Below are 25,179 nucleotides of genomic sequence, written 5' to 3'. Positions count from 1 at the left end.
CCACCTGTTCTATTTTAGGGACTTATTGGACAGCCCCGTTTTGTAGTTTTAATTGTTTTGCTTCATTAAGGTTTTCGTTACCTCTTTTTCACTCATATCATTTAAAAGACTCTGGAATTGTTGTTAAATCGATACCCCAGAAAAGCGGCAGCAAGAAATAGATCGATAGTGTCACCAATATAATGCCAATAATATTAAGCGCAAATCCAGCTTTCGCCATATCGGGAATGCGCAAATAGCCTGATCCGAAAACAACGGCGTTTGGCGGTGTTGCGACGGGCAGCATGAATGCACAAGAAGCAGCGACGCCTGCTGCAATCATAAGCGCATATGGGTGGAAACCTAATGCAACTGCCAATGACGCCATAATCGGGTACATCATAGAAGCTGTCGCAGTATTGGAAGTAATCTCGGTCAAGAACGTGACAAGTGTCGTTACGATAATGATAACAACCAAAATATGTACTCCGCTTAAGCTGGTCAGTTGAGACCCGATCCAAACTGATAATTCCGAGCTGACAAATCCTGCAGCAATAGCAAGACCACCACCAAATAGCAGCAAGATGCCCCAAGGCAATTTAACAGCGGTGTTCCAGTCCAATAGGTGATCGCCTTTTTTATTGACCGATGGAATGATAAATAAAATAATGGCAAAGACCATTGCAATAACCCCATCACTCAATCCATCAATGAATTTGGACAGCAGGAAAGTTCTTGTGATCCAAGATAAAGCCGCTAATACGAAAATAGCCATAACTAACTTCTCTTCAGTCGATGCTTTACCCAATTTATTTTTCTCCCCATCAATGACAGCACGGCCGCCTGGCAATGTTTTAATTTTTGATGGATAAGCAAATTTGACAAGGTAAAACCATGTGATGAATATGAAACTCCATGCAAGTGGCACGCCGAACATCATCCACTTTGCGAAAGATAGCTCGATGCCGTACATTTTATCAATTGCACCTGCAAGCAATGTATTTGGAGGTGTTCCGATTAAAGTCGCAATGCCTCCCAATGAAGCTGCATATGCGATTCCTAACATCAATGCCTTGCCAAAGCCAAAATTCTCTTTCGATGTATCGATTGAAGGGTTGTCTTTCAGTGCATCCGAAACTTGATAGATGATTGCAAGCCCAATCGGTACCATCATCATCGCAGTTGCTGTGTTGGAAATCCACATAGATAGAAAACCTGTAGCAACCATAAAGCCTAATACGATGCGGTCCATATTCGTTCCGATTGCAGAAATGATCGTCAATGCAATCCGACGATGCAAATTCCATTTTTCCATGGCGAGCGCAATCATAAAGCCCCCCATGAATAAAAAGATTGTTTCATCGCCATAAGCAGATGCTGTCGATTTCACTTCCATGCCGCCAGACAAAGGAAATAGCACTAATGGCAGCAATGAGGTTACAGGAATAGGAATCGCCTCAGTAATCCACCAAGTGGCAATCCATAAAGTGCTTGCTAATATCGCGAGTCCTTCCGGCGTAAGTCCTTCAGGTTTGAAAAATAATAAAGTGAGTAAAAATAATACCGGACCTAAAATAAGCCCAATGAGCTGAGCCGGCGAGTAGCTCCGTGGATCACGACCGCCTCCTGCATTTCCGACACCTACTTGTTGGCCGCCTCCGCCCCCAGAAGCCATTTCTGCCGTGTCAGGGTGAAAAAAGAATCGGAATAATCCTTTCACCTGATTGTGCATGTCCCATAATCGGTTCCATGTCGATGAGAACATGGCCAAACTCCCCCTTTGTTTGTTAAATTATTAAAATATTTAATGCATTATGAGTATACTATTCAATTACTTGCGATTTAAGACTACAAAAAAACCGTTATCCTTTTATAGGCAACGGTTTATGTGTTCGTTTTTTAGATTGAAGCCTGTGTGCTTGTGTTCTTTTTCGGTTTGTTTCCTCTCATCGGTGTGGAAGTGAATGTTTCGAACTGCTTGGAAAGCTTCTGTCTAGCATCCTTGTTTCGCATAAGGTAGGCAGCTCCTAACCCCAATGCAGCTAACGCCATTTTCTTTTTCATGCTATAACCTCCTCGCATTCTATTTCATTGCTGTAAGAGTTGTTTTCCCAAATTAAGAGAGTGGTAAACAATATAAATTACTTATTCAAATGAGCAACAGGAAAAGCTGATGTGGCCTATTCCTTCCTATAAAAGGAAGGAATAGACCCCATACCCGTGAGAAAGTTTTATGAATGGAATGACTAATTTTTTGAGGTGAATGGCTCCGCGAGTGATTCAAATTGTTTCATCAGCTTGTTCCGTGCGTCTTTGCTTCGCATTAAATACGCCGCTCCGAGACCTAAAGCGGCAATCGCCATCTTCTTCATAAAACGTCACGCTCCTCACAGTTTTTTTGAATCAATGATAAGATGCCCTGAAAAGAGGTATTCATCCATACAATATTTTAGAGGAGAATAATTGGACTGAATACGCATATTCAGTCAAAAGTCCGGGGCAAGCAGATCCACTGAATGCTATCATGTAAAGTACATAAAGAGATGGAGGCGCTTATCTATGCATCCAACGGAGTTTCAAAATGTAAAATTGTTAAAAGAAATTGCGGAGTTCATTAATGAAGAAACGGAAATAGAAGCGATGCTGTTAGGGGCACTTCGGAAGTTTTTAAAAGGAACCAATTTTGTTGCAGGCTGGATTTTTTTTATTGACGAAAACGGCAAGCATCAGTTAATGGTAAGTGAAAATTTACCAGAAGGGCTTAAGCAAAACGGATGTAGCCATTTGAAAAACGGAAGTTGCTGGTGTGTCTCCAGATATCGAGATCGGGAGTTGGAGAAGGCATCAAATATTATTGAGTGTAAACGGATCGAAAACATCCTTGCTGCAAGATCAGGTGATAATGGAGGAATTACACATCATGCAACGGTGCCGCTTCAATCAGGTCAAGAACGGTTTGGTGTAGTGAATGTTGCCTCTCCAAATACAGTCACTTATTCTGAAGGAGAGTTAGCGTTGCTCGAATCGCTTGCTTTTCAATTGGGTTCAGCAATCAAGCGCATTTTTTTAACAAAGCAAGAGCAGGAAATAGCACTTTTGCAAGAACGGAATCGTTTAGCGAAGGACTTGCATGATTCTGTTAACCAGTTGTTGTTTTCAGTCGCATTGACAGCGAGAGGTGGAGCAGAAATGGCCGCCCAAGCTGAAATAAAAGAGACGTTCAAGGAGATTCAGAACTTATCGCAGGAAGCGTTAAATGAGATGAGAGCTTTAATATGGCAGCTTCGTCCAGTTGGGTTAGAAAATGGGTTGCTTGAAGCAATTAAAGGATATGGAGAAATGTTAGGTTTATGTGTGCAATCCCATATTTCCGGGGTCCTTAATGTGCCTTCACATGTGGAAGAGGCATTGTTTCGCATTTCTCAGGAAGCATTGAATAATGTTCGTAAGCATTCCGGAGTCCATATGGCAGAACTATTCATGAATGTGTCGCAAACCGATGTGCTACTCGTTATAAAAGACGAGGGTCAAGGATTTATAATAGACCATAGCATTCAAATCCCTTCCATGGGCTTACAAAGCATGATTGATCGTGCGAAAAAAGCGGGAGGATCGGTTGAATGGGACAGTGAAATTGGAAGAGGAACGGAAATATTAATCCGAATACCATATTGAGAGGTGAACGGAATGATAAAGGTGCTAATTGTGGATGATCATCACGTCGTTCGTAGAGGGTTACTATTCTTCTTGAAAACACAAAAAGACATTCAAGTGATTGGTGAAGCAAAAAATGGAAAAGAAGCAATTGAACGAATTCGAAAACTGCAACCGGATATTGTACTGATGGATTTGATCATGCCTGAGATGGACGGGATTCAAGCAACGAAGCATATAAAAGAAAGCTATCCGCATATTGAGGTACTCATCTTAACGAGCTTTTCGGATCGAGATCACGTCATCCCGGCTATTGAAGCCGGTGCTGCAGGTTATCAACTAAAGGATATTGAGCCAGACGAGTTAGTTGCGTCCATTCGCCAAATTATGAGGGGAGAAAACACGATTCATCCACATGCAACCGCACAGCTTATGAAAATAAGGGAGCGGAAAGAAGAGCCACCGCATTTTTACAATCCGTTGACCCCACGTGAACAGGATGTCTTATCCGAGCTGACGAAAGGGAAAAGTAATCGGGAGATTGCAGCGTCATTATTCGTAACAGAAAAAACTGTAAAAACACATATATCCAATATTTTCTCAAAGCTATTAGTGCAAGATCGAACACAAGCAGCGCTTTATGCAGTGAAGCATGGATTAACAAAACCGAGTGGCAATTAAATTGACAAGAGCTTTCGATGGTGTGGAAATCGGAAGCTCTTTTTTTCCTTTTTTGTAATTTCATTCGTTTGAATGAAAAGAACTGAGACTTTTGAATGAAAAGCGACGAGAGAATTTCGACTATAGTCAAAGTAGACATATCATTTTGGAAAAGGGGCGTACGGTAATGAACCGTCTATTACAAGATTCGAGGTTCCGTTTAATACTCGCCGCCAATATTGCATCATCAATCGGATCAGGGATTACGATGATTGCGATTCCTTGGCTGCTCGTAACGAGTAACAACGGAGACGCAGTATTTGGTTACGTCACACTATGCATGACGTTGCTCAGTTTTATACTGACACCATTTGTCGGACATTTGGTTGACAGGGTGTCTAGAAAAAAGATTTTATTAGTGAGTCAAACGATAAGTTTACTTATGCTGATCGTATTTACTGTTTGGGGATTCGCTGGAGCGACCTATGAAGTGTGGCATTTTATGATGATTTACACAATTGGAAGCTTATATTACACATTTTTTTACCCGACGATGTTTGCTTTGAATCAGGAAATTTTTAGCAAGGAGCAATACAATTCCTTGAATGGGACGATGGAAATCCAAGGTCAGCTATCGAGCATGATCGCCGGCGGAGTAGCGAGTGTATTGATAACAAAATGGGACTTGCATTATATTTTGCTATTGGATGCATGTACATACATAGCGGCTATCTATTTTTACTGGAAGCTGCCTTATGAAAGAAAGATTGCTCAAAAGAGCAGAGAATCAGCAAAAAAGAATGGAGCTGAAGGTATTAACTATTTGTGGAAAAGACCCGTATTATTTATTTTTCTGCTTGTATCGACAATGCCATTCATCGGCGTAATGCTGACAAATTATTTATTTCCAGTCTATGTAAAGGACGTCTTAAAAGCTTCGGGTAGTGTTTATGCGCTCGAAAATATGATTTATGCAATGGGTGCGATTGTTGCGGGGGCAATCATACCAATCGTTTCTAAAAAAATTGGAAATGAAAAAACGATTATTGTAAGTGTTGTGTTGTATACAATCGTAATATCGCTCATCATTCATGTGAACCTTCCAGTCTATTTAGCGATTATGTTCTTCATTGCAATCGGAAATAGCGGGGTGAGAGTTGCCAGGAATTCCTTTCTTATGGAGTGGATTCCAAATGATATTATCGGGAGAGTTGATGGTGTATTCCGCAGCATTGGATTATTGATAAGAGTTGTTCTTCTTGCAACTTTCACGGGTATGGTATCGTCTGGATTCCTACCACTTTGCTTCATATCCCTTAGTGGGCTGCTATTTGTTTCGTCCATTGCAGTGTTCCTTACTTGGAAAAAAGGGTTTGAAAAGGATCGAGTAGTGATGGAAAATGATCTATTTGTAACGAATAAATCGATGTAATAGATAACGAAACGTTCAAAGAGTGATGGAGACAGTCGTTTCTGTTCGTCCTGCTTTGAGCGTTTTTAATTACGGTAAAATAAATTACGTTATAGAGTAATAAATAATTGCTCTTTTTTGTAAAGTAAATTACTATATAGAGTAATAGGAGGTGTGTGATTTGGAAAGTGAGAATTTACGGTTAAATGTTTCATTGCTCAGAAGGCGAGTACCCAACTTGACGAGTGCTGCAAAAGCTGTCGGTTTACGGCCTGCAACAGTATCTAATCTTTGCACGGGAAAAATTTCGGTCGGCAAGTCGGAAGTACGAACGCTTGTAGCATTAGCAGATTTAGCGGGGTGCAGTTTAGATGAATTGATTATTAGAGGGGAGAAAATCGAGATGATCGAAACGAAAATCAAAACGTTGGATCTGTTCGCACCACTAGCAAAAGGCGGCACTGTTGGTTTGGTGGCACGGAAGCAAATGGGGCAGCTTGTCGTGTTGAGTGAATTGTTTTATCGATTAAAATCTCAAGGGCTTACAACAATTCTGTTAATGCCGGAAGGGGAATTCCCTGAGCTGCAGGATGTATTGGAAAATGTGGAAGTAAAGACATATTCTATCGATGAAACGTATGAAAAAATCGCCGCATTAGGGGTAGAAAAAGAAATTGCATTCGCTGCTGATAAAAGCCATGTCGTCTCTGGAGAAATTTATGAGCTGCAAGGGCGCCTTCAACAAATCGGAATCGATACTGTTACATCATTCCTATTGGATTTGACGGGAGATGTAATGGATGAAGACCTTCCGTACGGTCCGCTTGAAACGTTATGGCAGTTCGATGCAGATCTATCAGCGCGTCAATGCTACCCGGCTGTTGACCCGATTCGTTCAACTTCTTCTGTCCTTGAAGGTGCTCATATGGATCAAAACCATTTCTTTATTCAACAAAGAGCCCAAAAATTGCTCCGCCGTTACCGAGAATTGCGCTCGTTAGTGAATGTAAATGGAGAAGAAAAACTGCCTGCTGCAGAACTGCAAACTTTCAAACGCGGGGAACGGTTGGAAGCTTACTTAACCCAGCCATTTTATGTAGCTGAAGAATTCACAGGGCAAAAAGGAGAAGCGGTCACTTTACATGAAACCTTGAAAGATGTGCAAGCAATATTAGATGGGTCATATGATAAAGAAGACGTTGATCAATTGCGTTTTATCGGAAAAATATGAAATGGTGTGAGCGATGAGGAAGTGGCGTTGCAGTCACTTCTTTTTTCTTTGAAAATACAAGCTGTTTATGCGCCGTTCTAAAGGTGTTATGCGTTTTCTGAGCAGGTTATGCGTTTTTTGAATGGATTATGGGTTGTTGGCTGTCGTTATGCATCGAATTGAAATGATTATGTGTTTTTATATGAATTTATGCGTGTTTAAAGTGAATGATCAAATGGGTTGGGAGTATCAGAGGAGGGACGTAGTGGCAATTGTAGAATACTTTGAACGCAAATTTCGTTTTACACATGTAGAAGTATGGGATGTGCGTGTGAAGGGGCAGATTTATCGGCTCGTCTTAAAGGATGAAAAAAGAAAAACGACATTCGATGACTTACGCTATCCACCTAACTTTAAAAAGGATCCTGACGACTTAAGGGATAATTTCGTCAAAGTCGATGTATATTCGGAAAAACTGATTTTGGAAGCTACTATTAAAACATGTCTATCTGAATTTGCAGAGCAATGCACCGACCATATAGCACTTGCTCATTGCAATATAGTAGTAGAGTTTTATGTATTTCCTAATTTAGATGAAGTTGAATTGCTATTGAATGAACGATATGGGATTGACATTAATGCAATTCCTTTACGAAGGTTACAGCATTTAAATCAAGGGGATTATTAAGCTTATTTAAAGTTTATTGAACATTTGCTCAGTAAGATATAGAATAGTAGGAAACTTGAAGAAGTGGCGGACCTGTCACTTCTTTTTGCATGAATGGGGGAGGATGAATATGGAGGTTTGTCGGAACGTTGCAGAACAGATGAGCAGCTATAACCAACCTTGGGGAATAGCAGGTGGATGGGCAGTTGATCTATTTGTAGGACGGAAAACACGGGGGCATGAAGATATCGAGATTGCTGTATTTCGTGACGATCAACACATACTGAAGAACTTTTTGGATGGCTGGACATTCGAAAAAGTAGTTTCAGGTGAACTTAGGCCATTGGGGGAGGAATTTTTACAGTTGCCGATCCATGAATTACATGCTGTCCATGAGACAAGCGGAAAACGTCTGGAAATCTTATTAAATGAAGTGGAAAATGGCCAATGGATTTTCCGTAGAGAACCATCGATTTCATTTCCTCAGCAACAGCTATTCAAAGTCACTTCAGAAGGAATCCCATATTTACATCCCGCAATCGTTTTATTGTACAAAGCAAAGATGTCCCGGCAAAAGGATGATGCGGATTTTTTTGCTGTAAAAGATTTATTGGAAAAAGCTGATCGGAAATTCTTGCAGAAATCTCTGGAGGTCCACGTTCCGGGGCATCGGTGGATTGGTGAACTATGAAAAGAGTTATGGTGATCGGTGTTTTCGGGAGTCGGAAAATCGACATTTGCACGGAAATTAGGTGAACGGACTGGCATTGGAGTAACACATTTGGATGCAATCTATTGGAAGCCGGGTTGGGTTGAGGCGCCAACTGATGAATTCAGAGGAGCACAGCAAGAAAATGTGCAACGTGAAAAATGGATTATCGAAGGAAATTATAGCTCCTCAATTGATATTCGGGAGCCGCTTGCCGACACTGTCATCTATTTGGAGCTGCCGCTTTACGTTTGTCTATATCGAGTAGTGAAGAGGCGGATCCAATTTCACGGGAAGACACGAAACGACATCGGAAAAGACTGCCCCGAAAAAATCGACTGGACATTTGTAAAATTCATCCTTACAACATATAAACGCCGCAAAAAGACGATGTTCCATCGACTACAGCACTATGCAAATGAAGGAAAAACCGTCCATGTTTTGCGAAACGAAAAGCAAATCGCGGGGTTTTTGAATCAATGCACGCTCAAAAGGAATAGAAGATAGCCCCGTAAATGTTGCATCCGCCATTTATGGGGTATTTTTAAAGCATGGTTGGAATGTGTGCTAATCGCTTGAACTAACAGAGGGATCGCTTGAAATTGTGCGTAGTTCGCTCGTACTGCAATTCGTACTGCTCGAAAAAATGCCGTCCGAATTGAAATTCTCTCCGCCCGAAAGAGAGTGTCGTCCGCTCGAAAGCATGTATCCATCGCTCAAACGATCATCTGCTTCGCACGAATTACACGAGACTCAGCCTAATCATCCGAAATGCTATAAGTAAGCCATCTGGAATTTTACTAATGTCCAGATGGTTTTTAATTTTTATGAGAGAATAAAGCAATCTATTTCGTTGTATAGAGTGTAAAAGCTTTTACAAAAAGTAGGGAGACTTGTCAATGAAGGTGAATGAGAGGAATTTCATACTGCGACTGCAGAAACAGAAAGAGGATGCGCTCGATTATATTATTGATCGGTATTTGTCGTTGGTGAAAGGAATTGCGTATAACGTTCTTGGCCCATTACAAGATGAAGGGGCAGTGGATGAATGCGTAAATGATATTTTTCTATCGATATGGGAGAATGCAGGGAAATTCAATGGAGATTCATCCGACTTTAGAAAGTGGTTATGCGCAATAGCGAAATATCGCTCGATTGATTATTACCGAAAAGTAACGAAGCGAAAGGAATTTTCCACGGAAGAGATGGTTGACCAATCGGTAAATTCCGTAGAAGAGGCTTTTATTCAAATGGAAGATCAAGAGGAATTGATTGCGCTTATTAATCAATTAGAGCCGGTAGACCGTGAGATTTTTATTTTAAAATTCTTTTTAGGCTATAAAACAGAGGACGTTTCCGAAAAGTTGGGGCTAAGCAGAACGGCTATCGACAATCGGGTTTATCGCGGAAAAAAGAAATTAACACAGAAGGCGATGAAGCTAAAGTCTGGAGGGTATGTGCTATGAAAGACAGAGATTTGTATGAGTTGTTCAATGAGATAGAGATAGATGAAAAGGAGTTTAAGGAAGTTGAAGTGACAGATATCGATCGGGCGAAGGTGAAAAAGGCTGTAAAAGCGTCTGTTTATAAAAAAAGAAAAATGAGCTGGAAAACAAAAGCGGCGTCTGCTGTAGCCGTATGCGTATTGTCTGTTGGCATGTTAGGGGCAGCTTTTCCTGCAACAGCTGGCAATATACCGATTATCGGCGATATTTTCCGATTTGTGGACAACAACGGAACATTTGATAATTATAAAGAATATTCAAGTGCTCTTAATCTAACCGAAGAAAGCAATGGCATTCAGATAACAATTAACGATGCAATTTATGATGGTAAAACGGTTTCGGTCACGTACACAATGAAAAGTGAACAAGACCTTGGTGAACAACCAAGTTTAGGAGGATTTTTGGATATAAAAGGAACAAGTGGGATAGCGGGAAGTAGTGCCATTACAAAAGTAGGAGAGCATGAATATGTCGGTTTGATTACGGCAAGCAAAATAGATGGTGCGGATATGGATCAAGCAAAGGTGAATTGGAACATCGGCAACATTACAACCGACAGTCACGATTATATTAAAGGAAAATGGAAATTCGCCTTCTCTTTGGATGCAGCCGAGCAGCTTGTCCAGCAAGTTGGTAAAAATACTGCGCGTAATGGCGTAGAGGTCGCAATCGACAAGCTATCGATCTCGCCGATGTCATTTGTTGTCTATTTTAACCAGATTGTTTCCAAGGAAGTGACCGACAAATGGAATCGCGCCGATGTCGATATCGAAATTAAAGATGATCTTGGCAATGAATACCCTGGTGTGCATAACGGCGGAAAAGGGGATGGACAAAACAATTTTAGTTGGAGTAAAACATTTAAAAAATTGGATCCTAATGCAACTAAGCTAGTTATAACGCCACATGTTTCATTGTATGAATATACTTCGGAAAATTTCGGAGGGGTGGAAATCGATGAGAATGGAAATGAAACTGAAATCAGCATTCCAACGAAAGAAGGAAAAGGCCGAGAAGAATTCACGTTAGATGAAATCGTAATTGAATTGGAAAAATAATATATAAAGAACCGTGGCATAGACTGCGGTTCTTTTCTTTTTCACACAAGAGCCGTATGTGTTGAGGGCTTGAGTTGTACTTGTAAATGAAGCGCTACGCATGTAACTGAGTCAGTTGCGCCAGTAAAAGGTATTATCGCGACAATAAGTGATTTGAAATCACCAGTAAATCGTTACCTTTCGGCAATAAATGAGTATCGTCAACCAATAAATCGTTAGAAAGCGACAGTAAGCGATCAACATTCGCCAATAACGAGCTGGTAAACGCCAGAAAATGATCAATCTTCGACAGTAAACATTTCGTAAGCAATTTGTAAACATCAACATACATAGTAAATCTAACAGACGCACTTGTAATTTGGCAATGGCATCAGTATAAAAATATGACCCACTTCAGTAACCGCTGAATTCTCTGAAGTAACGTAAAGTATTTATATAAAATGTCTATATACCACTAAACCATCATTTCACCCTCGTATGAACTACTCGAACATACAATTCTATTTCAAAACAAAGCGATTTTCCCTCAAATATCCACTATCCCAATGAAACTTCTTTCGACACCGCCCGTAATTAAACGTATAATTAGTAAAAGATCAGCGGAATTAAAAAAGGATGTGGGGAATTGACGAAAAAGCTTTGGTTTCAAGTTGGCGTTGGCATTTTGCTCGCCATTCTGATCATCAAATATTTCATGGAAATCAGCTTCATTTTCGCACCAGTCGGCATCATTATTAAGGCGATCATCTTGCCGCTCCTATTAGGTGGGGTACTTTATTACATAACAGAGCCGTTGCAGCGATTTTTGGAGAAGCGAAATGTTCCAAGATGGGGAAGCATACTTATCATTTTGGTAGGTCTTATTTTGCTCTTTTATTTATTCCTGTCGATTGTCGGACCGCCTGTTACGAGACAAGTAAATAATCTTGTCGAAAATGCTCCAACATTGACGCGTGAGTTGAATGAAGTAAAAGACATGCTGCTGCAAGAGAAGGATAACCTTCCAGATGAACTTCAAAAGTCCATCACTAGTGCGGCGGATTCATTGCAGTCCATCGCAGTTAAGTTTGGAAAATGGATTGTCCAATTTTTGCAATCGTTTTTCCAAGCGATGTTCCTATTAGTATTAGTTCCGTTCTTCTTCATTTTCATGTTGAAGGATCACGAAAAATTTGCGCCGATCATTTATAACTTATTCAGCGGGGAAAGCCGTGAATGGGTTAAAAAAACATTAGGCGATATCGATCATGTGCTACGCTCTTATATCCAAGGTCAGTTCCTAATCAGTGCTATTTTGGCGACAATGATCTTCATTGGCTATATGCTCTTAGGCTTGCAATACTCTTTATTGTTAGCGATTTTCGCCCTCTTCATGAACCTTGTACCTTTCATAGGTCCGTGGATTGCCGTTACACCAGCTTTGATTATTGCCTACCTCCAAGACCCTAAGTTAGTCATCGGAGTCGCAATCGTTACTCTGGTTGCCCAACAAACAGACAGCAATCTCATCACGCCGAACGTCATGGGGAAAACGCTCGACATTCACCCGCTTACCGTTATCACGATCATCTTAGCTGCGGGGAACATCGCCGGTTTCATCGGTATCATCGTTGGCGTGCCTGTTTACGCAGTTGGAAAAGTAATTGTACGGAATATTTATGAGAGAAGGAAAGAGATTCGCCGAGCTGCTACGAAAAGTGTGTAGAGGGCAGAAGGAAAGAAAACGCCAAGCCCCTGAATTATTTAGGGCATTTCTCGCAAGAACGTGTCAGTAAAATCATTTTTAAATATTGAGGTCTCTCGTTCATATACATGAATTTTTGAGAGGCCTCTTTTTCTGTTTTTATCTGTTTTGCTTCCCGATAAATTTGTCTTTTTTAAAGAATTTTAACAATGTAATTTGAGCTTTCTTATTGACGAAAATAACTAAAAAGAATAAAATTATCTCGAATTAAACCTTTAATTCAAGGTATATTTACGTGTGAAGCGGAATAACTAAGCCACACACTGGGCAAGTTAGATACAGACTATATATGAGGAAGTGAATCTATGACAAAGGATTTTTACTCTGTGCTTCAAGCAAGACGTTCGTATTATGGAATTAATAAAGAGGTTCAAGTATCGGATGAAAAAATTAAAGAGATTGTAGAATTTGCAGTAAAATATACTCCGTCTGCTTTTAATTCTCAAACTGCACGCGTCGTTGTATTGTCTGGCGAAGCACATAATAAATTATGGGACATTACAACTGAGACATTACGAAATGTAGTCGGCGACGGAGATTTCTCAGGAACCCAGCAAAAAATGGATTCCTTTAAAGCAGGTTATGGAACCGTATTATTCTTTGAAGATGAGGCTGTCGTTCAATCACTTCAAGAACAATTTGCTCTATATGCTGAAAATTTCCCAATTTGGTCAAATCAAGCATCAGGTATGCACCAATTAGTTGTATGGGTTGCACTAGAAGCAGAGGGATTAGGAGCTTCATTACAACATTACAATCCACTAATTGATGATGAAGTGAAAAAAGAATGGAATATCCCTAATAATTGGAAACTGATTGCACAAATGCCTTTTGGAAATCCAACCGAAACACCAGGCGAAAAAGAATTCCAACCACTTGAAGATCGAGTGAAATTTTATAAATAATTAATGATTGTAAAAGAATTTCTAACCAGTAACTGTACAAAATTAATAGGAGATGACATCTATGAGATTTCAAGACAAAGTTGTAATCGTAACAGGCGGAGCAAGTGGACTAGGGGAAGCTACAGCACTAGAGTTTGCAAAAGAAGGAGCGAAAGTTGTTATTGCAGACTTGTCTGAAAAAGGACAAGGCTATTCGGAAGAACTCAATGCACAAGGCTATGATACGATTTTTGTACAGACTAATGTAGCCAAGGAAGACGATGTTAAAAATTTACTATCTAAGACAGTCGAGAAGTACGGCAAATTAGATGTCATGGTCGCTAACGCAGGTATTAACATTGAAGCGGATCTTCACGAATTAGATTTTGATAAATGGCAAAAGGTCATTGATGTAAACTTAACTAGCGTATATCTTTCAGACAAATATGCAATTGAACAATTCTTAAAACAAGGCAATGGCGGTGTCATTGTAAATACGGGTTCCATTCATAGTCTTGTTGCAAGAAACGGTCTCACAGCTTACTCAGCTTCAAAGGGTGGAGTGAAGATGCTTACTCAACAAGTAGCGTCCAGATATAGCAAAGAGGGAATTCGCGCAAATGCGATTGCTCCAGGTTATATAGAAACTCCTTTAATGAATACATTATCGCAAGACGTAATTGACAGTTTAGTTGGTCTTCACCCAATGGGTCGACTAGGAAAACCTGTAGAAGTGGCAAAAACTGTTCTATTCCTTGCAAGTGATGATGCTTCATTCATCTCTGGTGCGATTTTACCAATTGATGGTGGTTATACTGCTGTTTAAATGTGTTAGGTAGGGGTGGATGTAATATCATAATAAGAGAGCAACGATTGTCCTTCCTGTATATTTCAATTGATGAATGACAATGTTTTCTTTTCGAATAAAAGAGCAGCTAATTAAACTCAATTAGCTGCTCTTTGCTATGAAAGAAATCCAACGACTACTCTTTTTTCTCCAACAATTCTATGATCCTATCTAACTTCTTTTCAAGATCGATGTCGCGCTGGGTATTCCTCTTTCGATTCTTGGACCATGACATTATAAACAAAGCGAAAGAAACAAAAAATAGGACGATGAGCAAGGCGAAGATTAATGTAAAAATGACATCGCCAATATTAAAACTGCTATTTATCATACTCAACTATTCTCAACTCCTTTTGATTTTTCAAATGCAATTATTTCCATTCTATCATTATTAATCAGCATACTTCAGCCCAAGATTTAAATAGCAACAACCCACGAGCCCTCGTGGGTTGTTATCATTATATCTCAATAATAAACGGCAAAATCATCGGTCGTTTTTTTGTTCTTGCGAATAGCATTTTTTCGGTGGATTTCCGTATATTATGTTTGAGATCACTTCTTCGATTACGGTTTGGCCGATCAAAGTTTTGAACGATGGTGACAATTAAATCATTCAATTCTTTATAAAGATCCTCCGCTCCGCGTTCATAAACAAATCCACGGGAAATCGTGTCGGGACTTGTCAATAGTTTGCCGTCTGTTTTGCTCATCGTTAGGATGATGAGTAGCATGCCTTCTTCTGACAGCAATTTGCGGTCTCGCAAAATCATCTTGCCGACTTCTCCAACACCTAACCCATCGACAAAGATGTGGCCTGCTTGGACAGTTCTTGTTTGGCGTGCTACTGACTGCTCAATGTCGACAACGTCACCGTTGTTGATAATAAAAATATTTTCCCTTTCCACACCTACAGATTCTGCCAATGCCCTGTGCTGTTGCAGCATCCGATATTCGCCATGGATCGGAATGAAATATTTCGGTTTCATCAATGTGAGCATCAGTTTCAATTCTTCCTGAAAACCGTGTCCAGACACATGCATGCCTGATGTGCTTCCGGAACCGTAGATGACCTTTGCGCCTAAAAGAAATAGATTATCTACAATGCGCGATACGCTTTTTTCATTGCCGGGTATTGGACTGGAAGATAGGATGACTGTATCTCCTGGCAAAACAGAAACTTGACGGTAAGTTCCAGTCGATAATCTGGAAAGTGCCGCCATCGGCTCGCCTTGGCTTCCGGTACAAATGACAACGACCCGTTCAGGGTCCATTCCATTGATTTCATTTGCCTCGACAATCATGCCCTCAGGTATCGTTAAGTATCCCAATTCTTCAGCTACGGAAACAACATTCACCATACTTCTGCCCAATAGACCGATTTTCCGATTTGTTTTAATTGCTGCATCAATGATTTGTTGAATACGGTGAACGTTGGAGGCGAATGTTGAAATGAAAATCTTTTGATCAGCCCTGCGGAAGGCATCCTCGATATGCTCTCCAACGATCCGTTCTGATTGTGAGAATCCAGGACGCTCGGCATTTGTGCTTTCCGATAAAAGCAATAAAACGCCTTTTTCCCCGATTTTGGCCATCTTATGGAGATCCGCATAATCTCCTCCGACTGGCGTTAAGTCAAACTTGAAATCACCCGTATGCACAACCGTTCCTTCAGGAGTTTGAAAGACAATCCCTAAACAGTCGGGGATACTATGACTCGTTTTAAAGAACGAAACGCTAATAGTACCAAATTCAAAATTGGAATCGCTGTCTACTAAATTTAGCTCCGTATCCCTAAGCAATCCATGCTCCCTTAATTTCAGTTCAATCAAACCTAACGTCAGCCTCGTTGCATAGACAGGCACATTCAACTGTTTCAATAAATAAGGAATCCCACCAATATGGTCTTCATGTCCATGTGTAACAAGCAATGCCCGGATCTTCTCTTTATTTTCCTGTAAATAAGAAATATCTTGAATGATCAAATCTACTCCTAATAAGCTCTCATCAGGAAATTTTGATCCACAGTCGATCATCAAAAGATCGTCCCCGTATTGAATCACATACATGTTTTTTCCAATTTCATTAATGCCGCCTAAAGCGAACACAGACAATGTTTTAGTTGAATTCAACATAAAGCCCTCCCATTGTTCCATTGCGGAAAAGCCTCTTCGATGGAAGGGGCTTTTAAGACTCCGAAAGTAGGACTCGAACCTACGACCTATCGGTTAACAGCCGATTGCTCTACCACTAAGCTATTTCGGAATAAACGATATTGATCTTAGAATGCCCGGAAAGGATAGAAGTATGCATTCGAATTTTGTAATTGTGGACAGTTCAATTTAATAGGAAATATTCGGCATATTACATTAAATTTTTAAAACATTATTGACTTAATCGTTTCAAAGTAACATAATTATGTTTGTATATAACAATAATATGTTCATATTTAACATATGAAGTTAGGGGTTAATTCAAGTGTCTCCAAAAGAACGGCGTACAAAAATAATTGAATTACTTGAATTAGAAGGCAAGGTTGAGATTGTCCAACTGGCGGAAATGTTAGAAGTGACTTCTATGACGATTCGGCGTGATTTTGATGTGTTAGAAAAGCAAAATAAGCTTATCCGTACACATGGGGGAGCAGTTCGGGCCCAACCGTTAATACATGAAAGAACATTTGAATCAAAATCGACTATGGCCGTCCAAGAGAAGAAAGCAATTGCCGCAAAGGCTGTCTCTTTGATCAGAGACGGTATGACCGTTCTCATTGACTCTGGAACGACGACACGCGAAATTGCTGTTTTATTAAAATCACGTGAAGATCTTACGGTTATAACAAATGACATAAAAATTGCTGCAGAGCTGATGGATAGTAAGTTAGAAATAATCGTTTTAGGTGGGCGATTGCAAACGGTAACCGGAACTCTTTACGGCTCATTAACTGAAGAGATTTTAAAATCTATGCACGTCGATTTGTTCTTTTTAGGGGCGAATGCAATTAATCATTCCTTTGGAATTACTACGCCAACTATTGAAAAGTCTTCTTTGAAGCGTTCGATGATGAGAACCGCAGCAGAAGTGATTCTTGTCGCTGATTCTTCAAAGTTCAATCAAAAGTCGTTTTCTAAAGTATGTGATTTGGAAGACGTATCAACGATTATTACAGACGACCAATTATCCGAAGAACTAAAAGAATTATACGGCGAATCTGTTGAAATCATTATTGCAGAGCAGGTGAGAGAATGAAGATCGGAATAATTGCTGATGACTTGACAGGTGCGAACGCGACGGGTGTAAGACTTGCAAAAGCCGGATTTACAAGTGCAACCATTGTCTTTGGTGGAGAAGTACCAACGACAAGCACATTCACATCTATTTGTGTAGATACAGATAGCCGTTATGTAGCTCCTGATATGGCTAAAAGTCGTGTGGAACATACATTCAAACAACTGAAAAAGTGGGGAGCCGATGTAATTGGCAAGCGGATTGATAGCACAATTCGAGGTAATGTCGGTTCTGAAATCGACGCCATGTTGGAGAACACTGGAGAGGATAGTGTAGCAATTGTCGTTGCGTCCTATCCTGATTCGGGACGCGTCACTTCAGGTGGATACCTTTTAGTTGAAGGCGTTCCTGTACAAGAAACGGACGTTGCAAAAGATCCGATGAACCCTATAACAAAATCCTTTTTACCAGCCGTCATTGCCGAGCAAAGCAATTATGAAATCGGCCATATCGGTTTAGGTGATGTCTTACAGGGGAAATCAAAAATCTTATCTTCCTTGCATAAACTGATCGGCAATGGCAATCGAATTATTGTAGTGGATGCGGTAACGAATGAGGAAATCAGCAATATCGCTGAGTCGATGGCGTCCATTACAGAACGTACTGTATTTCCGGTGGATCCCGGACCTTTATCGGCGGCGTTCGCACGGGTACTATCAAGGAAGAGCCTGTACAAAAATAAGTACATTGTGACAGTTGGAAGTGTTACAGGGCTTACAGGCAGGCAATTGCGCTATTTAATGGATAAGACAAATTCAATGCCTGTATATGTGGACGCTGCTCAATTGGCGACGATGACGGATAGATGGGATTCGGAAGTTAAGCGTGCTACGGAAGAAGGGTTATTGAAATTAAAAGAGCAAGAAGTATTGATTGTCACGACGCTATCACCTACTTCGACCGTTTTACCTTTGGCAAATATCGCAAATGAAGAAGAGACAACAGAAGAAGCATTAGCGAAACGGATTACTACTGGGCTTGCAAAAGTGACATACTCCATCATCCAGCAAAGCGATGAAATAATCGATGGCATGTTTTCAAGTGGCGGCGATGTCACAGCTGCACTCTATTCGGTTAGTGATGCGGAAGCGATTCAACTCGACGAAGAAGTGATCCCTTTGGCGGCATATGGTAAATTCATCGGCGGTACTTTCGATGGAATACCAGTCGTAACAAAGGGTGGCATGGTCGGAGAAAAGCAATCGATTTATAAATGTGTTACGTATTTACAAACAAAAAATCATGAAGGACGTGTTTGAATTGACGAACGAACGTAAAATAATCGCAATTCCAATGGGCGATGCTGCAGGAATCGGACCTGAAATTACTGTGAAATCACTATCCAAGGAAGAAATTTACGGTATGTGCAGCCCTCTTGTTGTAGGTGATGCCGATGTAATCAAAAAAGCGATCGAAGTGACAGGTGTTGCTTTGAATGTGAATATTGTTTCTGCTCCTCAGGAAGGAAAATACGAATTCGGAACTGTTGATGTGTTAGATATGAACAATATTGATATTGATGCATTGCAGCCAGGAGAAGTCCAAGCGCAATGTGGACAAGCGGCATTTGAATTCATTAAAAAGTCAGTGGAACTTGCAATGGATGGAAAGGTTGCAGCGCTTGCAACGACGCCAATTAACAAGGAATCCCTCAAAGCGGCAAACGTACCGTATATTGGTCATACAGAAATGTTGGAGGACTTAGGTGGAGCTCCAGATCCGCTTACAATGTTCCAAGTAAATGGCATGCGGATTTTCTTCTTAACTCGCCATGTTAGTTTGAAAGAAGCCATTTCTCAAATGACAAAAGAGCGTGTGCGTGATTATTTGAACAGATGTGATTTGGCATTGCAAAGATTGGGCGTTGAAAACCGTAAACTGGCGGTAGCCGGATTGAACCCGCATAGCGGTGAAGGCGGGCTGTTCGGAATGGAAGAAGTGAATGAAATCGGACCGGGCATTGAAGCCGCTAAAAAAGACGGCATTGACGCATATGGCCCTGTACCTGCAGATTCTGTATTTTTCCAAGCATTGAACGGTAAATACGATGCAGTTCTTTCCCTTTATCACGATCAAGGACATATCGCTGCGAAAATGACGGATTTCCACCGTACGATTTCCATTACAAACGGACTTCCATTCTTACGGACTTCTGTCGATCATGGCACTGCATTTGATATTGCATGGAAAAACATCGCAGCTAGCGTAAGCATGGAAGAATGCATAAAACTCGCTGCAGAATACGCTCCGAAGTTTACAAGAGAATCACTCTAAATAATTGAATAGCGATGAAGGGGAGCATTTCCCCTTCATCAATTAAATAAAGAATTGGGGGGTACTAAGGATGACACCGGAAATGCAAATGATTGTCGGTCTTGTTGTGGGTGTGGCTGCATTAATCATTCTTGTGTTAAAAACGAAGATACATGCATTTTTAGCTTTGGTCATAGCTGCGTCATTGACGGGGTTAATTGGCGGGATGAATCCTATTGAAGTTTCTGCAACAATATCTAAAGGATTCGGAAGCACATTAGGTTCAATCGGTATAGTGGTAGGGTTTGGCGTTATGATTGGACGTATTTTGGAAGTTTCAGGAGCTGCAGAACGTTTGGCATATAGCCTTATACGATTTGTAGGAAAACGGAAAGAAGAATGGGCGATGGCGATTGCTGGCTATATCGTCTCCATTCCGATATTTGTCGACTCGGCATTCGTTATCTTGAACCCTTTGGTGAAAGCGTTATCAAGGAAGACTGGTAAATCGGTCATTACATTGGGGGTCGCGCTTGCAGTCGGATTGGCAGCTACGCATCATGCCGTTCCGCCTACTCCAGGTCCTTTAGGTGTTGCAGGTATATTCGGTGTTGATATAGGCCATATGATTCTTTGGGGATTGCTGTTCTCCATCCCGATTATCATTGTAGGCGTTTTATATGCAAAATGGATTGGTAAAAGAATTTATCAAATACCGACAGAAGATGGATTGGATTTTGAAAGACCAGACGAGCAGTTGGCTTATCAGGAGCTTATTCGGCTGACAGATGAGAGAAGTAAAGAGCTTCCATCGTTATTCCGCTCCATGGTGCCGATATTATTGCCAATACTCCTTATATTCATAAATACAACAATGGTTGCAATGGATCTTACAGGGGGCTGGGTCGATTATATTCTGTTCTTAGGACAGCCGATCATTGCAGTAGGTTTATCCCTTGTGTCGGCAATTTATCTGTTGGCGGGTCATTTGAAGCGGGAAGAAGCATTGGAAAGAATGGAAGAAGGAATGGTGACGGCTGGTATCATCCTCTTGGTTACAGGAGCAGGCGGCGCCCTTGGCGAGGTGCTGCGTGTTAGTGGTGCGGGAGATTATATCGCGCAACAAGTCGCATCACTCCCTTTGCCGGCAGTATTGATACCATTTTTCATTGCGACAATTGTTCGTTTAATACAAGGTAGCGGCACGGTTGCGATGATTACGGCGGCATCCATTTCAGCGCCGATCGTCATGAATTTGGATGTCAATATGGCCCTCGCGGCACAAGCAGCCGCATTAGGTGCTATGATTTTCTCTTACTTTAATGATAGTTTGTTCTGGGTAGTCAACCGGATGCTTGGTGTCAAAGAAGTGAAGGAGCAAATCTTAGTTTGGTCCGTCCCTACAACGATCGCATGGGCAGTTTCTTTGGTGTGCATCTTAGTTGCAAATATGATTGTAGGATAAACAGAAATTCATATATCAGGCACTTAACGATGTACAATCGCTTAAGTGCCTGATATTTTATTAACACCCTTCGCTGAATTGTTGCTATCAATAAAGGTAATGTAAAGCCTTATCATTCCTCCATTTTCTTCAATAGCATCCCCTTTACACCCTGAAAGTAGGACCTAAACCCACGTTCAATCGCGTGATCTCCGGGGATAATAATGCATTCATCCAAAACTGATACGTCAAGGGAGCGACTATAAAGTTCTCTTGTTGCAAATAGACTTTTTTTCATTGAAAATGAGGGGTACAGTATTAAACGATTGATAGGTTATTCTTTTCAGTCGTTATTCAATAAGAGGTGAAAGGGTAATTGAAAATCGGGACGATGCTTGGCCTTATAATTGTGCTAATCGTTTTTATTAATTTTGTTTACCAAACCATTCGGTTGTTTAAAGGATTAAGCAAACAAATGTATGATGAAGATACGGTTCATCGGTTTCAATGCGGTAAGTGCGGCGAGATGCACTCATTGAAAGGGCCGGAAATGAAAAAACTCCGCCGAGCGCCTCGAATTGAAAAAAGTACCTTCGGCAGTCAAAGCACGGCAATTGTTTTCAAATGCCCTCATTGTCATAAACGTACATCGCAAATTGTGCAGTTCGATACAAATGTGACGAAAGGAGCGGGAATGGTGCGCGTTCAGATGAATGAAGAACAAAAGCCACTCATCGTACAATTTTTAGTTAGGGGTATACTGCCATTCATTTTACTAAGCATGGTTTATCGATTTTTTGCTTGAATGTGGTTCGATAAAAACCGAATCCGTTTTTTTAGAAATAAGGGGTGTTTATGCGCCTTGTCGGCAAGTTAAGCGTTTTTTTAGTGGATTATGAGTTGTTGCCCACAGATATACGTTGAAAAATAGGTTTATGCGTTGTTGTATAATTTATGTGTTTTGGGTTAGCGTTAAATATTCATTTGACAGTGCAACCCGCCAAACTTCAAAAGTTCGGCGGGTTGTTATCGTTACTCATCATGCTTCGCTATGTCCTTAGCAGCAGCGAACAATATTTCTACTGCAGGAAGTAAAGTATTTTCGTTGATGTCGAAGCATTCGTGGTGATGCCCTGCAGCAAGGTCTGTGCCGAAGATGCAGTACGTTGCTTGCCCGCCTTGTTGTTGAACGGCTTCCAAGAAATAAGTCGCATCTTCTGAACCTGCATTGTTGTCGCTTATTGGGACGACGTGTTCAATAAAAGGATGTTGTTCGGCTATTGTAGCTAATTTATTTGCTAACGCCTCGGAGCATTTGCAGCTAATTGCTTCTCCAACGGTATCGATACTATATTCCACCCCATACATAAGGGCTGCACCTGCAACTATATTGTGGGCTTGTTCCTTCATATAATCATTGATTTCACTTGTTTCTCCGCGAGTTTCCGCGATGAGAGAGGCATGGTTTGCAACGACATTTCTGCCGGATCCTGCATGTAGTTCACCGACGTTAATGCGAGAATCGCCCCCTGAATGCCGGCATATTGCATGCATATTTAAAGCAGCGGTTGCTGCGGCAAGCAACGCATTTTTTCCTTTTTCCGGTTCGCTTCCAGCATGAGCAGCAGTACCCTTGAAAGTGATGTTCAGCTTCGATGTGGCCAAAAATCCGTTATTTGCCGCTACAAAATGATGTTGTGGTACACCTGTTCCAATATGTGAGGCGATGAAATAGTCAATGCCATCTGCAACTCCTGCACGAGCCATTGCTTTTGCGCCACGCGTCCCTTCTTCAGCTGGCTGAAATATTAATTTAAAAACGCCGGTAAGCTGTTCTTTATTACCCGCCAACAGAGTAGCTAAGCCCAATCCGATTGCAGTATGGGCATCATGTCCGCAGGCGTGCATAGTCCCTTCTGCAATTGACCGAAATCCTAATTGAGTCGGAAGATGTTCTGATGAATCAGATTCTTTAATAGGTAATGCATCCATGTCAAAACGAAAAGCGATCGTTGGTCCGGGTAGCTGTGTATCGAGCGTAGCAACGATTCCAGTATAACCTTCCGTGAAAAAGGGGAGGAATTTCTCGTCTGCTCCATTTTCTTTCGCCCATTTTGCATGCTCACTTGTTATTTTTAAGTCGGGTTTTCCCATGCATTCATCTACGTTCATGACCTCTTTGCCCATTTTTAAATGGAACCCCAAATCGTAAAGTATACTTGCAACAATTGATGCGGTACGCATTTCCAAAAATCCCTGTTCGGGAAAACGGTGAAAATCACGCCGCCAGTCCGTTAGTTGTTCTACTAGTTTCAAATGTAATTCCTCCTGACCGTTCAAGCTCTTTTATTCCACGATTAAAAACGGGCATGGATACCCGGTCCAAATGGAATTCCGAGGTAATAAAACAGCATAATTAAAATGATCCATGTTGCTAAGAAAGTGATTGTATAAGGAAGCATGAGGGAAATATACGTCCCAATGCTTGCTTTCTTATCGTAACGTTGCATGAATGCCAATATGATGACCATATATGGAAACAGCGGTGTAATAATATTTGTAGATGAATCTGCGATGCGATAAGCTGCTTGGGTAAAGGCGGGATGATATCCCAATTGCATGAACATCGGAACGAAGATCGGTGCTTCAATTGCCCATTTAGCTGAACCCGATGTAATTAAGAAATTCATCAATGCCGTGAAGATAATATAGCCTATAATAAGCGGCATTCCGGTGAAGTTAATATCTTTTAGAAATTCTGCTCCATTTACTGCAACCCAAGTACCAAGATTGGACCAGTTAAAGTAGGCGGTGAATTGGGCGATTGCAAAAACTAAGACGATATAGCTGGACATGTCTTTAATAGACTCAGACATATATTTACTGACATCTTTACTTGATTTTATATTGCCGACAGAGATACCGAATGTCACTCCAATAATAACGAAAAAGATTAGTATAATCGGAACGATGCCATCAAGGAACGGAGACGGAATGAGTCCGCCTTCCTCATTTGTCAAAGGGCTGTTCGGAATAAAAATTGTAACAGCAATAATGGCAACGTAAATGAGCCCTGCAATTATTGCGTGTATAAAGGCTCTTTTCGCTTGTGGCAAATCTTCTGTATTCTCTTCTTCTATAGCATCTCCTTCATACTTTCCTAAACGAGGCTCGATGAAGCGAGTAGTAACAAGTCCGCCAACAATCGTTAGTGCGAAGACGGATACAACATTGAAAAACCAGTTGTCCGCTGGAGTAATGGTAATGGTTTCATCCAAAAAGCGTGCAGCTTCTGTTGAAATACCGGCTAGCAATGCATCTGTTCCAGCAATAAATAGATTAGCGGTAAATCCCGCACCCGCTCCAGCAAATCCTGCTGCTAGCCCTGCAAGTGGATGGCGGCCAACTTTATAAAAAACAAGTGCCGCCAATGGGGGAATTAATACGATTGCAGCATCTGATGCAAGATTCCCCATGATTCCTACAAACACAACTGTATAGGTTAATAAAAAAGGTGGTGATTTTAAAATGGTTTTGCGTACAGCATAATCAAGCATACCAACCTTTTCTGCTAAACCTATCCCCAACATCATGACCAACACTAAGCCAAGTGGTGCGAAACCTGTAAAGTTACTTAGCATAGAAGTGAGGATGAATTGTAATCCTTCTGCAGAGATTAAGCTTTTTATTGCTAGCGTTTCTCCGTTGCCGGGATGTACGACAGAAGCATTGAATAAGCTAAAAATATAGGAAATGATGATCATCATCACCGCGAGTCCGATAAAAAGTACAAATGGATCGGGAAGCTTATTTCCTACTCGCTCAACGATATCCAAAAATCTTTGGAAAAAACTTTTTTTCTCCTTCAT

Annotated in this window: 24 protein-coding genes and 1 tRNA gene; 17 read left to right on the top strand and 8 right to left on the bottom strand. The window is 40.9% G+C overall.

The genetic code is table 11. From position 1 onward, the window contains the following. Nucleotides 1-97 precede the first annotated feature (97 nt). From ACFQ38_RS06160 to ACFQ38_RS06150, 3 genes are all read right to left on the bottom strand, one after another. Entirely contained in the window at nucleotides 98-1,744 is a 1,647-nt protein-coding gene (locus ACFQ38_RS06160; RefSeq protein WP_336825350.1) for an SLC13 family permease, read from the bottom strand. A gap of 134 nt (nucleotides 1,745-1,878) precedes the next feature. Continuing rightward, nucleotides 1,879-2,043 (bottom strand): hypothetical protein, encoded by a 165-nt coding sequence (locus tag ACFQ38_RS06155; protein ID WP_336825352.1) that lies wholly within the window; start codon nucleotides 2,041-2,043, stop codon nucleotides 1,879-1,881. Nucleotides 2,044-2,225: 182 nt separating this feature from the next. Further along, complete coding sequence (locus ACFQ38_RS06150) at nucleotides 2,226-2,351, bottom strand: hypothetical protein (RefSeq protein ID WP_336825354.1); 126 nt, start codon at nucleotides 2,349-2,351, stop codon at nucleotides 2,226-2,228. A 187-nt stretch (nucleotides 2,352-2,538) separates the two neighbouring features. Here ACFQ38_RS06150 and ACFQ38_RS06145 point away from each other — a divergent pair, with 187 nt between their 5' ends. The 12 genes from ACFQ38_RS06145 to ACFQ38_RS06090 all read left to right on the top strand — a co-directional run bounded on the left by ACFQ38_RS06145 (nucleotide 2,539) and on the right by ACFQ38_RS06090 (nucleotide 14,307). Continuing rightward, entirely contained in the window at nucleotides 2,539-3,654 is a 1,116-nt protein-coding gene (locus tag ACFQ38_RS06145) for a GAF domain-containing sensor histidine kinase (protein ID WP_381480076.1), read from the top strand. Between the two features lie 12 nt (nucleotides 3,655-3,666). Next, nucleotides 3,667-4,314: a response regulator gene (locus ACFQ38_RS06140; protein WP_381480074.1), complete on the top strand. Its 648-nt coding sequence runs from the start codon at nucleotides 3,667-3,669 to the stop codon at nucleotides 4,312-4,314. A 166-nt stretch (nucleotides 4,315-4,480) separates the two neighbouring features. Next, on the top strand, nucleotides 4,481-5,725 hold the full coding sequence (locus tag ACFQ38_RS06135; protein WP_381480073.1) for an MFS transporter: 1,245 nt from the start codon (nucleotides 4,481-4,483) through the stop codon (nucleotides 5,723-5,725). A gap of 160 nt (nucleotides 5,726-5,885) precedes the next feature. Next, nucleotides 5,886-6,935, top strand: coding sequence for an ATP synthase beta subunit C-terminal domain-containing protein (locus ACFQ38_RS06130; RefSeq protein ID WP_381480072.1), 1,050 nt, complete (start codon nucleotides 5,886-5,888; stop codon nucleotides 6,933-6,935). Between the two features lie 244 nt (nucleotides 6,936-7,179). Further along, complete coding sequence (locus ACFQ38_RS06125) at nucleotides 7,180-7,602, top strand: hypothetical protein (RefSeq protein ID WP_336825364.1); 423 nt, start codon at nucleotides 7,180-7,182, stop codon at nucleotides 7,600-7,602. Nucleotides 7,603-7,711: 109 nt separating this feature from the next. Further along, nucleotides 7,712-8,272, top strand: coding sequence for a nucleotidyltransferase domain-containing protein (locus tag ACFQ38_RS06120; protein ID WP_381480071.1), 561 nt, complete (start codon nucleotides 7,712-7,714; stop codon nucleotides 8,270-8,272). An 18-nt stretch (nucleotides 8,273-8,290) separates the two neighbouring features. Further along, the gene (locus ACFQ38_RS06115) at nucleotides 8,291-8,797 is read left to right on the top strand and encodes a P-loop NTPase family protein (RefSeq protein ID WP_381480070.1); all 507 of its coding nucleotides are present in this window, start codon (nucleotides 8,291-8,293) and stop codon (nucleotides 8,795-8,797) included. A 392-nt stretch (nucleotides 8,798-9,189) separates the two neighbouring features. Further along, complete coding sequence (locus tag ACFQ38_RS06110) at nucleotides 9,190-9,756, top strand: sigma-70 family RNA polymerase sigma factor (RefSeq protein ID WP_336825370.1); 567 nt, start codon at nucleotides 9,190-9,192, stop codon at nucleotides 9,754-9,756. After that, the gene (locus tag ACFQ38_RS06105) at nucleotides 9,753-10,853 is read left to right on the top strand and encodes a DUF4179 domain-containing protein (protein ID WP_381480069.1); all 1,101 of its coding nucleotides are present in this window, start codon (nucleotides 9,753-9,755) and stop codon (nucleotides 10,851-10,853) included. The genes ACFQ38_RS06110 and ACFQ38_RS06105 overlap by 4 nt, the downstream gene beginning before the upstream one ends. Nucleotides 10,854-11,478: 625 nt before the next feature. Further along, nucleotides 11,479-12,558, top strand: coding sequence for an AI-2E family transporter (locus tag ACFQ38_RS06100; protein WP_336825374.1), 1,080 nt, complete (start codon nucleotides 11,479-11,481; stop codon nucleotides 12,556-12,558). A 344-nt stretch (nucleotides 12,559-12,902) separates the two neighbouring features. Continuing rightward, on the top strand, nucleotides 12,903-13,502 hold the full coding sequence (locus ACFQ38_RS06095; RefSeq protein WP_381480068.1) for a nitroreductase family protein: 600 nt from the start codon (nucleotides 12,903-12,905) through the stop codon (nucleotides 13,500-13,502). 61 nt (nucleotides 13,503-13,563) lie between these two features. Beyond that, nucleotides 13,564-14,307 (top strand): SDR family NAD(P)-dependent oxidoreductase, encoded by a 744-nt coding sequence (locus ACFQ38_RS06090; RefSeq protein WP_381480066.1) that lies wholly within the window; start codon nucleotides 13,564-13,566, stop codon nucleotides 14,305-14,307. 157 nt (nucleotides 14,308-14,464) lie between these two features. Here the strand turns inward: ACFQ38_RS06090 and ACFQ38_RS06085 are convergent, their stop codons facing one another. The 3 genes from ACFQ38_RS06085 to ACFQ38_RS06075 form a co-directional block, all read right to left on the bottom strand. After that, nucleotides 14,465-14,659, bottom strand: a complete 195-nt coding sequence (locus ACFQ38_RS06085) for a DUF4083 domain-containing protein (protein ID WP_336824633.1) — start codon at nucleotides 14,657-14,659, stop codon at nucleotides 14,465-14,467. Between the two features lie 127 nt (nucleotides 14,660-14,786). Further along, on the bottom strand, nucleotides 14,787-16,460 hold the full coding sequence (locus ACFQ38_RS06080) for a ribonuclease J (protein WP_381480080.1): 1,674 nt from the start codon (nucleotides 16,458-16,460) through the stop codon (nucleotides 14,787-14,789). A 58-nt stretch (nucleotides 16,461-16,518) separates the two neighbouring features. Then, nucleotides 16,519-16,590, bottom strand: a tRNA-Asn gene (locus ACFQ38_RS06075). A gap of 213 nt (nucleotides 16,591-16,803) precedes the next feature. On the opposite strand from ACFQ38_RS06075, the gene ACFQ38_RS06070 reads away from it, so the two are divergent. The 5 genes from ACFQ38_RS06070 (at nucleotide 16,804) to ACFQ38_RS06050 (ending at nucleotide 22,115) form a co-directional block, all read left to right on the top strand. Further along, entirely contained in the window at nucleotides 16,804-17,574 is a 771-nt protein-coding gene (locus ACFQ38_RS06070) for a DeoR/GlpR family DNA-binding transcription regulator (protein ID WP_336824606.1), read from the top strand. Continuing rightward, nucleotides 17,571-18,872, top strand: coding sequence for a four-carbon acid sugar kinase family protein (locus tag ACFQ38_RS06065; RefSeq protein ID WP_381480065.1), 1,302 nt, complete (start codon nucleotides 17,571-17,573; stop codon nucleotides 18,870-18,872). The genes ACFQ38_RS06070 and ACFQ38_RS06065 overlap by 4 nt, the downstream gene beginning before the upstream one ends. Beyond that, a complete protein-coding gene (gene pdxA, locus ACFQ38_RS06060) occupies nucleotides 18,856-19,887 on the top strand; it encodes a 4-hydroxythreonine-4-phosphate dehydrogenase PdxA (RefSeq protein ID WP_336824635.1) in 1,032 nt (343 codons plus the stop codon). Before ACFQ38_RS06065 ends, pdxA begins: the two co-directional genes overlap by 17 nt. 70 nt (nucleotides 19,888-19,957) lie before the next feature. Beyond that, complete coding sequence (locus ACFQ38_RS06055; protein WP_336824608.1) at nucleotides 19,958-21,331, top strand: GntP family permease; 1,374 nt, start codon at nucleotides 19,958-19,960, stop codon at nucleotides 21,329-21,331. A gap of 355 nt (nucleotides 21,332-21,686) precedes the next feature. Continuing rightward, nucleotides 21,687-22,115: a hypothetical protein gene (locus ACFQ38_RS06050; protein WP_381480063.1), complete on the top strand. Its 429-nt coding sequence runs from the start codon at nucleotides 21,687-21,689 to the stop codon at nucleotides 22,113-22,115. A gap of 227 nt (nucleotides 22,116-22,342) precedes the next feature. Here ACFQ38_RS06050 and ACFQ38_RS06045 read toward each other — a convergent pair whose 3' ends face one another. Beyond that, nucleotides 22,343-23,626, bottom strand: coding sequence for an amidohydrolase (locus tag ACFQ38_RS06045; protein ID WP_381480062.1), 1,284 nt, complete (start codon nucleotides 23,624-23,626; stop codon nucleotides 22,343-22,345). A 41-nt stretch (nucleotides 23,627-23,667) separates the two neighbouring features. Continuing rightward, nucleotides 23,668-25,179, bottom strand: a complete 1,512-nt coding sequence (locus tag ACFQ38_RS06040) for an AbgT family transporter (RefSeq protein ID WP_336824611.1) — start codon at nucleotides 25,177-25,179, stop codon at nucleotides 23,668-23,670.

It is taken from the genome of Sporosarcina contaminans (assembly GCF_042679045.1).
Classification (GTDB): domain Bacteria; phylum Bacillota; class Bacilli; order Bacillales_A; family Planococcaceae; genus Sporosarcina; species Sporosarcina contaminans.
The sequence above is the reverse complement of the archived record's forward strand: the minus strand, read 5'-3'. Positions and strand labels throughout refer to the sequence as shown.

Bases quoted from the DNA above. Each gene is read 5' to 3' on its own strand.
- ACFQ38_RS06155 (WP_336825352.1), bottom strand. From the start codon at position 2,043: ATGAAAAAGAAAATGGCGTTAGCTGCATTGGGGTTAGGAGCTGCCTAC.
- ACFQ38_RS06095 (WP_381480068.1), top strand. From the start codon at position 12,903: ATGACAAAGGATTTTTACTCTGTGCTTCAAGCAAGACGTTCGTATTAT.
- ACFQ38_RS06160 (WP_336825350.1), bottom strand. From the start codon at position 1,744: ATGTTCTCATCGACATGGAACCGATTATGGGACATGCACAATCAGGTG.
- ACFQ38_RS06080 (WP_381480080.1), bottom strand. From the start codon at position 16,460: ATGTTGAATTCAACTAAAACATTGTCTGTGTTCGCTTTAGGCGGCATT.
- ACFQ38_RS06135 (WP_381480073.1), top strand. From the start codon at position 4,481: ATGAACCGTCTATTACAAGATTCGAGGTTCCGTTTAATACTCGCCGCC.
- ACFQ38_RS06110 (WP_336825370.1), top strand. From the start codon at position 9,190: ATGAAGGTGAATGAGAGGAATTTCATACTGCGACTGCAGAAACAGAAA.
- ACFQ38_RS06090 (WP_381480066.1), top strand. From the start codon at position 13,564: ATGAGATTTCAAGACAAAGTTGTAATCGTAACAGGCGGAGCAAGTGGA.
- ACFQ38_RS06040 (WP_336824611.1), bottom strand. From the start codon at position 25,179: ATGAAGGAGAAAAAAAGTTTTTTCCAAAGATTTTTGGATATCGTTGAG.
- ACFQ38_RS06065 (WP_381480065.1), top strand. From the start codon at position 17,571: ATGAAGATCGGAATAATTGCTGATGACTTGACAGGTGCGAACGCGACG.
- pdxA (WP_336824635.1), top strand. From the start codon at position 18,856: ATGAAGGACGTGTTTGAATTGACGAACGAACGTAAAATAATCGCAATT.
- ACFQ38_RS06150 (WP_336825354.1), bottom strand. From the start codon at position 2,351: ATGAAGAAGATGGCGATTGCCGCTTTAGGTCTCGGAGCGGCGTATTTA.
- ACFQ38_RS06145 (WP_381480076.1), top strand. From the start codon at position 2,539: ATGCATCCAACGGAGTTTCAAAATGTAAAATTGTTAAAAGAAATTGCG.
- ACFQ38_RS06140 (WP_381480074.1), top strand. From the start codon at position 3,667: ATGATAAAGGTGCTAATTGTGGATGATCATCACGTCGTTCGTAGAGGG.
- ACFQ38_RS06055 (WP_336824608.1), top strand. From the start codon at position 19,958: ATGACACCGGAAATGCAAATGATTGTCGGTCTTGTTGTGGGTGTGGCT.
- ACFQ38_RS06085 (WP_336824633.1), bottom strand. From the start codon at position 14,659: ATGATAAATAGCAGTTTTAATATTGGCGATGTCATTTTTACATTAATC.
- ACFQ38_RS06105 (WP_381480069.1), top strand. From the start codon at position 9,753: ATGAAAGACAGAGATTTGTATGAGTTGTTCAATGAGATAGAGATAGAT.
- ACFQ38_RS06120 (WP_381480071.1), top strand. From the start codon at position 7,712: ATGGAGGTTTGTCGGAACGTTGCAGAACAGATGAGCAGCTATAACCAA.